Below are 11,646 nucleotides of genomic sequence, written 5' to 3' on the forward strand. Positions count from 1 at the left end.
TGGCCGACAAGCACATCAACCTGCCGCAATTTCTGAACTATTTCCTCTGGCTTGTGTCGTTTGTTTGCCATTCTCTGTCCTCCGTTTCCTAAACATAACGGTGGACCAATTCAGATGGGGAGGCTCAGGTTCCCACTTACGACAACGGCTAATGGAAAAGCTGCGCTCGCAGAGCTTAGCGAAACGTCAGCCCGCGCTCTCATTTCCGTTGAACTCGGCTCCGAAGACCGTACCAACGCTCTATTGGATGAGTTGCGCCGTATCCGAGACGGAGAAATCGCAACAGATTTGGGGGAGCATTCCGAAGAAATCTGCGCTTTGGGATTTTCGGTCCTGGGGCCCAACAACGAAATAGCGGCGATCTCAGTTCCGGTTCCGAGCAGCCGTTTTTATCGGATTAGGGCCGACCTCACAAAAAAGCTGAACCGTATTCGAGATACAGAAACACCGAAATCTTAGGGGCAACGGTCCATGGCTCACATCGCTACCGCGCTCATGAAGCAGATCTTCCACATTGCGGCGCGACAACGGAAAACGGACTTACGTAATAACTGCCAGGCGGATTATCTCACGGCTCGCTTTGAAAATGGCGGAAAAGGGAGCGTTTTGTCATTCCGAGAGGCTACGAAACCGCCCTGCCCGCCTCAACCCAATTTGTTCTGACAAAGCCGTCTGGCCCCATGAGAGGCAAAGCCGGCGAACAGCAGATATTGGTTAAATTCTTCTTGTAGTTGACATCGACGAAAAGGCGCTAGACGGATATTCTACCTTTTTGAAATGCGAATTGCGGGCTTACTGTGATCAGCAGGGTGATTGAATGACCGACATGCAAGACATTTCTCCGCCAGTGGCGCCCAGTGGCGACATGACCGCAGTTGCTGAATGGGTTGCAGATGTTTTGCGGGACAGGATCATTAAAGGAGCTTTGCCCGCCGGCGCGCGGATCGTCGAACGAAAGCTTTCGGCGGAATTGGACGTCTCACGCACACCAATCCGCGAAGCTCTGAAATTGCTTCAAGCTGATAGCCTGATCGAGATTTCCCGCAACAAGGGTGCGCAGGTCAAAACTTACTCGGCGCAGCAAACTTTGGAACTGTTCGACGTTATTGCCTCATTGGAAAGCCTTGCCGCAGAGCGGTTGGCTGAGAAAATCACAGATGATCAGCTTGATGAATTGGAGCAACTGCACGCCGATATGCTGAGCCATTACAGAGCGGGTGAGTCTGAGGCATATTTCAATATCAACTCTGAAATTCATGACACAATTCTTGCGACCTGCGGCAATCCTATCTTGCAACAGATGCACACGAAAATGATGGCACGCGCTCGTCGTGGACGCTTCATGGCGATCATGGACCCCGATCGCCTGACTACAGCAGTAGATGAACATGAGCAGCTCATGACAGCATTCCGGACCCGGAATTCAGAGACAGCAAGACAGGTGTGGCGCCAGCATCTGTGGAACACAGGTCAGAGCGTGACAGATGTTCTGCGCAGCCAGGGTCTAGGCTGAGGCGCGTTTCCACAGGTTTTCCGCCACTGTCTGGGCGTCCGAGACGACGGCGCTCATGTCGACACGGGTCGGTTTGCGATCTTTTACCAGCCATTCCCCTGCCACCATCACAGCCGTGACATTTGAGGCTGAGCCTGAATGAACCACAATCCCGTAGCCATCAATGACAGGTCGTAGGTTTGGCGCATTCGGATCAAGCAAGATCAGATCGGCGGGCGACCCCAATGAAAGCGTCCCTGACGCAGCATGTCCTTTCAATGCGCGCGCCGCGTCCACCGTTCCCCAACCAAAGACCGTCTTGGCATCAAGAACAAACTCCATATCTGCCCGCCACCGCGCGGCTGCAACCGACATACGCATCGCCTCGAACATGTCGGCGGATTTCGTGTCTGTACACAGCGTGATCTTTGCGCCCGCATATTGCAGCGCCAGGATGGGGGCCGCCGCGCCAAAGGCGGCGTTTCCGATGGGCGCATGGTTGATCACCACACCCGCCTGCCCGACTCGGCGCACATCCGCATCATCCAGAAAGATACAGTGTGCCGCGACCAGATCAGGCGATAAAAGACCCACATCCTCCAGCAGTTCTGCCGGCGATAGACCTTCACGCGACCTGAGCTGCGCGACCTCCATCCGGGATTGAGCAAGGTGTGTATGCACCTGTTTTCCCGTCTTCGCGGACAGATCGGCAAAGGTTTGCAGCATTTGACGCGAACACGTGTCGGGGGCATGGGGGGCAAGGATTGTACTGATGCGATCATCGCCCTTGGCGTCCCATGTGTCGATCAGCTCGAGGGCCGCGCCTAAGGTCGCCTCACCGAGCTTCGGATCATGAACAAATTGACCGTTTGCCAAGGCCGCCGTGTCCGCATCCATTACCCTACCGCCGATCATCGCGCGCAGCCCGAATGCTTCTGCCGCGCGCGCCAACGCATCGGGCATCCGGTAGTAATCAACGACCGTTGTCGCGCCTGCGCACAGCATCTCCATCACGCCGAGCCGCGCAAGTATCTGGGTTTCTTCTTCCGATAGCCAATGCCCTTGCGGCACGCCAGGCGTATAGGCCGGCGCAAATCCCAAATCCTCGACCATGCCGCGCACGCTCATCAAGGGCGAATGATTGTGGGTATTGATCAACCCGGGCAGACACAAAGCGCCCCTTCCGTCGATCACGGCCTCATCCGGTTTGGCTTGCGCGTTTCGTGCCATGATTTTTCCGTCCCGAATGGTCAGGGAGCCTTGCGAAACGAATCCCTCTATCGGGCACAAGAGCGCGACATTCTGCAAATGGCATGCCATTTTTTTCATTGTGCTACCTCCTTAGGCGAATGCGGACCAACGCTGCGGGCAATTCGGGCATTCAGCAAAAATAGCCAAAACTTTACCCTCTTTTCATCGTCATCCATCACCCGATCCGACATCGCTGTCAAATGGAATGCCATTTTACCCACCAGAAGAGTGGGTTCACTCTGACAGAGGATGAATGTCTATGAAACATAGTTTAGGACGCGGTTTGACCCGTCGAGAAATGCTTAAGACGTCTGCGTTTGCAACACTGGGAACTCTTGCGGCACCCTCGATCCTGCGCGCGCAAACAAGTGAGCTGGTCATCGGCTGTGCCGGCTCTCACACAGCTTGGATGGAGTCGATTGTCACCCCTCACATGAAGGATACGATCGGTGCAGATATCATTTTCGAAGGTACGAAATCGTCCGTAAACCTTGAGAAGATGTCGTCCAACAAGGACGCCCCCTATCTTTCAGTCGTCCAAATGGACGATCCAGTGATGATCCAGGCGGTTGAAGCCGGTTTGTTGACACCGATAACGCCAGATGCGGTTCCAAACATGACGGACCTGCGACCTGATGCGACGCATATGGACGGCATGTGGTGTAACTATGTGCAGCCTTGGGCTGGCGTCGCCTACAACACCGACAAAACCGACGGCGTTCCCTCCTGGACAGCACTTTGGGATCCTGCAAATGCGGGACAGGTCGTCATTCCCTCGCTCCAAAACACCGAAGGGATGTGGACATTGTTGTCTGCCGCAATGCTTGGTTCCGGCCTGCACTTCGCACAGGCGCAGTACGAAATCGACGCGGCTTTTGCCAAACTTGAAGAGCTGAAGCCAAATCTGCTGACCGTTTACTCAACCATGAGCCAGGCGTTCAACCTGTTGGAACAGGGCGAAATTTCCATGCTCTCTGGCAATTTCTCGTCCTACACCTTGCCGCGCAAAGCCCAAGGCGTCCCGGTCGATCTGGCCGCTCCGTCCGAGGGCATCTTTGCCATGCCGTCGGGCATTTGTCTGGTCAAGGGCGGTCCAAACCCGGAACTCGCGCAAGCCTATGTCAATGAAATGCTGGGCCCCGTGATGCAAGCGGCCGTCGCCGATTTTGCCTCATCTGTTCCGGCCAACACGACCGTGACTGCTGGTGCGATCGTGCCGGAAGGCGTGCCGATCTATTCACCGGACTGGAGCTTTGTCGCATCCAACCGGGCGGCATGGATCGACCGGTTTGATAAGCTGATGGCGATTTAAGCAGATGTCGTCGCTGACCACGGAGCAATCGCCAAAGCAACATCGCTATCTTGATGTGGTGGGCGTCACGAAGTCCTTCAAAGGCACTGTGGTCATGGATCAAATGAACTTTCGGGTGGCCAGGGGAGAGCTTGTCTCGCTCCTTGGCCCCTCCGGCTGCGGCAAGACCACCTTGCTGCGCATCATTGCAGGCCTTCTGGAGGCCGATACCGGCGATATTGTTTTGGGCGGCCGCAATGTATCGTCCCTTCCCGCGCACAAGCGCAACATCTCTGTTGTCTTTCAGAACTACGCTTTGTTCCCCCATCTGACTGTGGCCGAGAATGTCGCCTTCGGCCTGCGCGCACGTGGGATGTCGAAAACTGACGTTCAAGCGCCTGTTGCCGACGCGCTCGCGCTTGTGCGCATGGAAAGCTACGCAGACCGTCCCGTATCCGCGCTTTCTGGTGGCCAGCAACAGCGCGTCGCCGTTGCACGAGCGCTTGTGGTGTCACCCGACTTGTTGCTGCTGGATGAGCCTTTCTCTGCACTGGACCGTAAGCTGCGCGAGACCATGCAGATCGAACTGAAGGCCCTGCTGCGCAGTCGCGGAATCACCGCGATATTTGTCACACATGACCAGGAAGAAGCCATGGGAGTGTCTGACCGGATCGCGGTCATGAGCAACGGGAAAATCGAACAATTCGCAGAACCATCTGTGCTATATGCACAACCTGCCTCACCTTTCGTGATGGATTTTGTCGGGCTATCCACGCGGATGTCAGGGCGCGTCGTCACCCAAACAGATGGCATTGCCACGGTGCGAACAGCCATTGGCGAAGTGCGTGCAATTGCCGACTACACTGCCGGAACACAGGTGCAAGTCGGCGTCAGGCCTGAACTTATCACACCCGATCCGACGGCAGAGATGAACCAGATCAAGGTCCAGCTTGACGACGTTATGACGCTTGGCTCAAAGACGGTCCTTCACGGGGTCACAAGCGGTGAAGATAAATTCCTGTGTGAACTGTCCGGCATAAGGACCGGATATACACGCGGCGAAACGGTCACTTGGGGATGGGCCGTGGCAGATACGCTGATCCACGAGGTGGCCGCATGATCGCCCGCTCGAACCGCATCGCACTTTTGGCGGTTCCGGGACTGGCGTTTCTGGCAATCATCTACGCTCTGCCCCTGTTTCTGCTTTTGTTCAAAAGCATTCAGGGCGCGGAGGGGCTGACGCTTGCGTCGTATATCGACTTCTTTGGCGATGAATTTAACCGAACGGTTTTGTGGCGCACATTGCGCGTGGCCCTTCTGACGACCCTGCTGGCGCTGGTCATCGCCTATCCCACAGCCTTTGCCATGGCGCGCGCGAAGGGCATTTGGTTGACAGTTTTTCTGGTGGCCCTCGTGTTGCCGATGTCGCTGGGTGTGATTGTTAAGGCCTTTGCTTGGTCGATCCTGTTCCGCTCAAACGGATTCATCAACACCACGCTGCAAGCCATTGGAATAACGGACGAACCGGTACGAATGCTGTTCACGGAAACAGCCCTCGTTATTGGTGCCGCGAACGTCTTTCTACCTTTCATGGTTTTGCCGATCTATTCGGTCATTCGCCAACTCAACAAATCGTTGCCGGAGGCCGCCTCGTCGTTGGGGGCAACGCCCTGGTTCCGCTTCACGCGGGTCACCTTGCCGCTGTCTTTGCCGGGTGTCGTGGCGGGATCGGCGTTCACCTTTTCACTGGCCATTTCAATGTATGTGATCCCTTCCCTGATCGTCGGTGAACGGCAGCAGACCTTGTCGATGCTGATCGCGCGCTCTTTCCTTTATCTGAGAAACGAGCCCCTCGGTTCCACCATCTCGGCCGTTCTTCTGGCAATCGCGATTTTCGTGGTCCTCTTTTCAAGCTGGCTCGCGGGTCGCCTGGGAGCGCGCCAGTGACCCAGACGGATCGCATCACAATCTTCTTTGCATGGACGATTGGCATTATCTGCATCATCTTCCTGATGCTGCCCATCGTCATTACGGTTGCCACCTCATTCACGTCATCTGCGGTCTACACACTACCGCCACCCGAATGGTCGCTTAGGTGGTACAGATCGCTTGACCGGCGCAGCGGTCTTTGGGAGGCAGTCCAGCTGTCGCTTAACCTTGCGCTCATTTCGACCGCGATTTCGATAGTTCTTGGCACAATGGCCGCCATCGCTGTGGCGCGGGGAGAGTTTCGTGGCAAACAGGCGATTGCGACGTTCACAGTTTCGCCTCTGATGATGCCCGGCCTTGTTGTCGGGGTCGCCATGCTGCAGTTCTTCCGTGAAATCGGATTGCGCGATGCCTATTGGTCGCTGCTTTTGGCGCATGTGGTGATCACGCTCCCGTTTGTGATGCGCACGCTACTGGCCTCAATGGGGGCGTTTGATTTCTCCCTGATCGATGCGGCGCGCACACTTGGGATGAGCTACCCCCGCGCCATTCTCAAGGTTTTGATCCCCAATCTGGCACCCGCCTATCTGACCGGCGGTCTCTTCGCCTTTCTGGCCTCCATGGACAACTATCCGATCTCGATTTTTCTCACCGACGCACGCAACAAAACCCTTCCCATAAAGATGCTCCAATATCTTGAGGAACAACCCGACCCCTCGCTTGCTGCGATGTCGTCTGGGCTGATCGTGATGGCGATTGTGGTTCTTGTGGTGGCGTCCCGCACAGTTGGCCTCAACAAGATGATCGACACATGACAGATAGGCGAGATTTCAAAGGGTATTTCGGGGCAGAACCCGCACCGAATTGGCCCAACGCCGCGCGGTTGGCGGTGTCGTTCGTCGTAAATGTCGAAGAGGGCGCGGAGTTGTCTATCGCAGATGGCGATGAACGCAATGAAAACACCTATGAGATCCGCGAAGAGATCGTTGGACACCCCGATCCTTGCATGGAAACCCATTTCACCTACGGCACCCGGCAAGGGTATGCGCGCATTGCGGATGCATTTGACGCTTATGGCGTAAAGGCCACATTTTCCACCTGCGGACGCGCGGCACAACGCTCTCCTTGGTTGTTGCAAGACGCCGTTTCTCGCGGACACGAAGTGTCGTGTCACGGGTGGCGCTGGGAACGGCAGGCCGAGATGGTCGGCGAAGATGAAGCCGCCATGATCGCGCGGACACATAGCGCGATTGAACAGGCAAGCGGTGTGGCCCCTGTCGGATGGCATACACGATCAGCGCCTTCCGTGAATACGCGTGATCTGTTGCTGGCGCATGGTGGCTTTGTCTATGACAGTGACGTCTACGATGACGACATTCCGCGGATGCACGACGCATCCCATGTCATCCTGCCTTATGCCTTTGATACCAATGACATGCGGTTCTCACCGGGTGGCGGGTTTGTCCAGCATCGTGACTTTTCCGAATACGTGATCGGTGCGTTCGATCGCCTTTATGCCGAAGGCGCAAAAGCGACGCGGATGATGTCCATCGGTTTGCACCTACGCCTCATTGGACGCCCGGGCCGAATTGCAGGGCTTGAGGACGTGCTCGCCCATATCGCGTCCAAGTCTGACGCCTGGATCGCCCCCAGGTTTCAGATTGCCGCCCATTGGAAAGCGATACAGGCATGAAAATCCTTCTGTTGAACCCCAACATGACGCAATCCATGACAGACAACATGGCAGCTATCGCCCGTGCTGCTGTTGGTGATGCGGCAGAAATCATTCCCGTCACGGCCACACGGGGTTTCCCCTATATCGCAAGCCGCGCCGAGGCTCAGATTGCGGGTGGGCTGGTGCTTGAGATGATTGCCGAGCACGAAGGCAGCGTCGATGCAGTGGTGATTGCAGCCTTCGGCGATCCCGGTCTGGTCGGCGCGCGAGAGCTCTTTGATCTGCCGGTTGTCGGCATGGCAGAGGCTTCCGTCATGACCGCTGCATTGCTGGGCGAGAGCTTTGCGGTGGTGACCTTTTCCCCCCTGATGACGCGGTGGTATGCGGAATGCGTTTGCGCCACTGGTCTGAAGGACCGTTTCAAAGGCGTGCTCACACCCGAAGCAGCACCCTTACGGCTTGGCAACGTCCAGACCGATCTGCGCGATGACATCGTCTTATTGGCGACGACGGCGGCCACACAGGACCACGCGGATGTGGTAATTCTGGGCGGCGCGCCGCTGGCCGGGCTGGCTGACGACATTGCCGCACAAGTACCCGCAATCGTTGTTGATCCAATCACCGCCGCGACTTTGCAAGCGATGACGCTGGCCCTGATGAGGTCGAAAACCGCCAAACCCAACCGTGCCAACAAGCCTGCTGCCAAGGCATCCAAAGGACTCCCTGAACCGCTCGCCATGGCCATCCAGCACGGAGGACCAAGCGAATGACCTACGACCTTGTCATCTGCGGCAGTCGCGTTGTGACCGGCGCAGAAGTTGTTGAATGCGACATCGGCATTCGCGACGGCCGGATTGCGACTCTTGGCCACGACCTTGGCCCTGCAAAAGACGTGATCAAAGCGGCCGGTCTGATTGCTATGCCCGGCGGGATCGACAGCCATGTCCATATCTCTCAACCCTCTGGCCCGGGTATCGAAATGGCGGATGATTTCGCCAGTGCCACCCGGTCCGCCGCATGCGGGGGAAATACAACCGTCATGCCGTTTTGCCTGCCCGAGGAAGGTGCCTCGCTGCGCCAGGCCGTGAACGCTTACCACGCAAAAGCCGATGGGCAATGTCATGTCGATGTGTCGTTCCACCTGATCATCAAGGACACGGATGCCCAAACCCTTGGACAGGACCTGCCGGCTCTGTTCGAGGCGGGATATACCAGTTTCAAGGTCTTCATGACCTATGCCGGGCTGGCCCTGTCGGACCGGGAGATCCTCGATGTGATGGATGTCGCCAAGACGCATAACGCCATGGTCATGGTCCACGCCGAGAACGAGGATGCCATTGAGTTTCTGCGCGACAAGGCCGAGGCAAGCGGCAACACCGGACCTATACATCACGCCCGGACCCGTCCTGTCCCGGTAGAACGCGAAGCCACCCACCGCGCGATAACTCTGGCGGAAATCGCAGGCGTTCCTCTTACCATTGTGCACGTCTCAAATGGTGCCGCGCTTGAAGAAATCACTCGCGCGCGACGCCGGGGCGCAAAGGTGTTTGCCGAAACCTGCCCACAATACATCACTCTCACTGCTGACGATCTGGACCGGGCGGGGTTTGAGGGTGCGAAATATGTCTGTTCCCCCCCACCGCGCGACAGTGTCGAACAGGCCGCGATCTGGGCCGGTTTGGAGCAAGGTGACTTTGATCTGTTCTCATCCGACCACTGCCCCTTTCGCTTTGCAGATGATGCAGGCAAAGACGCCCCCGGCGCGCGGGCAACCTTTCGCAATATCCCCAACGGTATTCCCGGCGTGGAAACACGGCTGCCGATCCTGTTTTCCGAAGGGGTGATGAAGGGACGCATTTCACTGCCCCGGTTTGCCGCAATCACCGCGACAAACCACGCGCGACTCTATGGTCTTGCGCCGCGGAAGGGCGCCATCGCCGTCGGGGCCGACGCAGACATAACCCTTTGGGACCCGACGCTCACAAATAAGATCCGGCAGGCCGATCTGCATCACGGCTCAGATTACACCCCTTGGGAAGGGTTCTCCGTCACCGGCTGGCCGGTCCGCACAATCCTGCGCGGCCGAACCGTGGCCAAGGACGGCGAGATCGTCGGTGCAGCGACCGGCGATTACCTCTCGCGGTCCGCGCCGGAGTTGATGCTATGACTGCTTTCCCGCGCCAGTCGGGCAAACGCGTTGGAATGCTGACGCCTTCGTCCAATACGGTGCTCGAACCCTATACATCTGCCATGTTCGCCCTCTTTGGAGACGAGGCCAGCGCGCATTTTGGCCGCTTCCGCGTTGTTGAGATATCGATGTCTGACAACAGCCAAAGCCAGTTTACCGACGCACCCATTCTGGAAGCCGCGAGGTCGCTGGCTGATGCAAAAGTCGATCTGATCGCGTGGAACGGAACTTCGGCAAGCTGGCTCGGCCTTCAGAAAGACCGCGCCCTTTGCGCGATGATCGAGGCCGAAACCGGCATCAGGGCGACGTCGACAAGTCTCGCGTATGACAAGCTGTTTCGCGGGATCGGCCTCAAGACGCTGGGTCTGGTCACGCCCTATCTCAGTGAAGTGCAGGAGTTGATCATCGCGCAATACGCATCGCTTGGCATCACCGTCACGGCGGACGCGCGGCTGGAAGAGAAGGTCAACCACGCCTTTGCTACCTATAGCGTCGATCAGATCACTCAGATGATCCGCGATGTGACCCAAAGCAAGCCTGAGGCCATTTCAATCGTCTGCACCAATTTCAGAGGCGCGCCACAAGCCGCAGCGCTAGAGCGCGAAACTGGCATCCCAATCTTCGATTCCGTTTCCGTCACAGCCGCCCATTGCATGCGGGAAATGGGGCTTGATCCCGCCCGCGTGACCGACTGGGGCTCCGTTTTTCAGACATTTTCCGACCTACCGTAACCCTTCGAACAGAGAGAGAAACTATGAAACTAACCCAAATCATAAGTGCAATCGCCCTATGTGGACTGGCCTTGCCCGCCACCGCTGAAACCACCATGCGCGTCATGGGCCAGCCGGCCGCCACAGGCCTTATCCAAAAGAATGTCGAAGGTCCGTTCTTTGCAGATTTCGCCGCCAGCACCGGGCTTGATATCACCGCCGAATTTCAGCCCGCCGATGTGACGGGCATCAAGGACACAGAGCAGCTTCGTGTCCTCAAAAGCGGTCTCTTTGACATCATCTCACTGCGCCTCAGCCAGGTATCGCGCGACGAGCCCACCATTCTGGGCCTCGACCTTGTTGGTTTGAATCCAGATTATGAAACGGGCAAGAAAACCGTGGCGGCGTTCATGCCGGTGGTTGATGCACGGCTCCAGGAACAGTTTAACACCAAACTGTTGGGCGTGTGGCCCTTTGGTCCTCAGGTCTTGTTCTGCAAGCCGGAAATTTCCTCACTTGCCGACCTCAAGGGCTTGAAAGTGCGGGTCTATGACCAGAACCTGGCCAATTTCGTTTCACTTGTAGGTGGCACACCGGTTCCGCTTTCGTTTGGCGATGTTCAGCAATCGCTGGCACGCGGCGTTGTGGATTGCGCAATCACGGGCCCATCTTCTGCCAATTCGGCAGGGTGGCCTGAAGTCACGTCCTACATGATGCCCATCGCGTTCCAGCTGGCCATGAATGGCTATGGCATGAACCTGGACAAATGGAATGCCCTGTCGGTTGAAGATCAAGGCAAAATGCAAGCTGCGTTCGACACGCTGACAGACGATATCTGGGCCTATTCCGAGGAGCTGTTCGTGGATGCGGTCAAATGCAACGTTGGTCAGCAACCTTGCGAGACGGGCACGCTCTATGACCTTACGCTGGTCGAAGCGACAGAGGCTGACAAAGCGCTGATCGGCACAGCCGTGACCGAAGTGTCTTTCCCGTCGTGGAAAGAAATCTGCGACGTAACCAATCCGTCATGCTCGACCTCGTGGATGGAAACAGTGGGCGTCGACAAAGGCTTCTAAGCCAAACATCGGGGGCGGCTGTAATCGCCCCCGA

12 protein-coding genes and 1 pseudogene are annotated in these 11,646 nt (G+C 57.0%); 11 read left to right on the top strand and 2 right to left on the bottom strand.

Annotated features, from left to right (window positions below; translation table 11 throughout):
* The first annotated feature begins 114 nt into the window (after positions 1-114).
* Entirely contained in the window at positions 115-459 is a 345-nt protein-coding gene (locus tag BOA8489_RS21125) for an IclR family transcriptional regulator domain-containing protein (protein ID WP_093975744.1), read from the top strand.
* A 12-nt stretch (positions 460-471) separates the two neighbouring features.
* Here the strand turns inward: BOA8489_RS21125 and BOA8489_RS21130 are convergent.
* Positions 472-613, bottom strand: a pseudogene (locus tag BOA8489_RS21130) (IS6 family transposase); the annotation flags it as partial.
* A 204-nt stretch (positions 614-817) separates the two neighbouring features.
* On the opposite strand from BOA8489_RS21130, the gene BOA8489_RS18220 reads away from it, so the two are divergent.
* Positions 818-1,513: a GntR family transcriptional regulator gene (locus tag BOA8489_RS18220; protein ID WP_093975745.1), complete on the top strand. Its 696-nt coding sequence runs from the start codon at positions 818-820 to the stop codon at positions 1,511-1,513.
* Here the strand turns inward: BOA8489_RS18220 and BOA8489_RS18225 are convergent.
* Positions 1,505-2,821 carry an amidohydrolase family protein gene (locus BOA8489_RS18225; protein ID WP_245813971.1) on the bottom strand — a complete coding sequence of 439 codons (1,317 nt, stop codon included), beginning with the start codon at positions 2,819-2,821 and terminating at the stop codon, positions 1,505-1,507. The two genes, BOA8489_RS18220 and BOA8489_RS18225, sit on opposite strands and share 9 nt — an antisense overlap.
* 181 nt (positions 2,822-3,002) lie before the next feature.
* Between BOA8489_RS18225 and BOA8489_RS18230 the strand changes: the two genes are divergently transcribed.
* Genes BOA8489_RS18230 through BOA8489_RS18270 form a run of 9 tightly spaced genes read left to right on the top strand, consistent with a single transcriptional unit; the run spans position 3,003 to position 11,612 of the window.
* The gene (locus tag BOA8489_RS18230; protein WP_093975747.1) at positions 3,003-4,055 is read left to right on the top strand and encodes an ABC transporter substrate-binding protein; all 1,053 of its coding nucleotides are present in this window, start codon (positions 3,003-3,005) and stop codon (positions 4,053-4,055) included.
* Between the two features lie 4 nt (positions 4,056-4,059).
* On the top strand, positions 4,060-5,154 hold the full coding sequence (locus BOA8489_RS18235) for an ABC transporter ATP-binding protein (RefSeq protein ID WP_093975748.1): 1,095 nt from the start codon (positions 4,060-4,062) through the stop codon (positions 5,152-5,154).
* Positions 5,151-5,981, top strand: a complete 831-nt coding sequence (locus tag BOA8489_RS18240; protein WP_093975749.1) for an ABC transporter permease — start codon at positions 5,151-5,153, stop codon at positions 5,979-5,981. Before BOA8489_RS18235 ends, BOA8489_RS18240 begins: the two co-directional genes overlap by 4 nt.
* Positions 5,978-6,778 (top strand): ABC transporter permease, encoded by an 801-nt coding sequence (locus BOA8489_RS18245; protein WP_093975750.1) that lies wholly within the window; start codon positions 5,978-5,980, stop codon positions 6,776-6,778. Before BOA8489_RS18240 ends, BOA8489_RS18245 begins: the two co-directional genes overlap by 4 nt.
* Positions 6,775-7,656: a polysaccharide deacetylase family protein gene (locus BOA8489_RS18250; protein WP_093975751.1), complete on the top strand. Its 882-nt coding sequence runs from the start codon at positions 6,775-6,777 to the stop codon at positions 7,654-7,656. The genes BOA8489_RS18245 and BOA8489_RS18250 overlap by 4 nt, the downstream gene beginning before the upstream one ends.
* Positions 7,653-8,408, top strand: a complete 756-nt coding sequence (locus tag BOA8489_RS18255; protein ID WP_093975752.1) for an aspartate/glutamate racemase family protein — start codon at positions 7,653-7,655, stop codon at positions 8,406-8,408. Before BOA8489_RS18250 ends, BOA8489_RS18255 begins: the two co-directional genes overlap by 4 nt.
* Positions 8,405-9,805 (top strand): dihydropyrimidinase, encoded by a 1,401-nt coding sequence (hydA, locus tag BOA8489_RS18260; RefSeq protein WP_093975753.1) that lies wholly within the window; start codon positions 8,405-8,407, stop codon positions 9,803-9,805. The genes BOA8489_RS18255 and hydA overlap by 4 nt, the downstream gene beginning before the upstream one ends.
* The gene (locus BOA8489_RS18265; RefSeq protein ID WP_093975754.1) at positions 9,802-10,557 is read left to right on the top strand and encodes a maleate cis-trans isomerase family protein; all 756 of its coding nucleotides are present in this window, start codon (positions 9,802-9,804) and stop codon (positions 10,555-10,557) included. The genes hydA and BOA8489_RS18265 overlap by 4 nt, the downstream gene beginning before the upstream one ends.
* Positions 10,558-10,580: 23 nt before the next feature.
* Positions 10,581-11,612: a TRAP transporter substrate-binding protein gene (locus BOA8489_RS18270; protein ID WP_093975755.1), complete on the top strand. Its 1,032-nt coding sequence runs from the start codon at positions 10,581-10,583 to the stop codon at positions 11,610-11,612.
* Positions 11,613-11,646 lie beyond the last annotated feature (34 nt).

Source organism: Boseongicola aestuarii (assembly GCF_900184815.1).
Taxonomy (GTDB): Bacteria; Pseudomonadota; Alphaproteobacteria; order Rhodobacterales; family Rhodobacteraceae; genus Boseongicola; species Boseongicola aestuarii.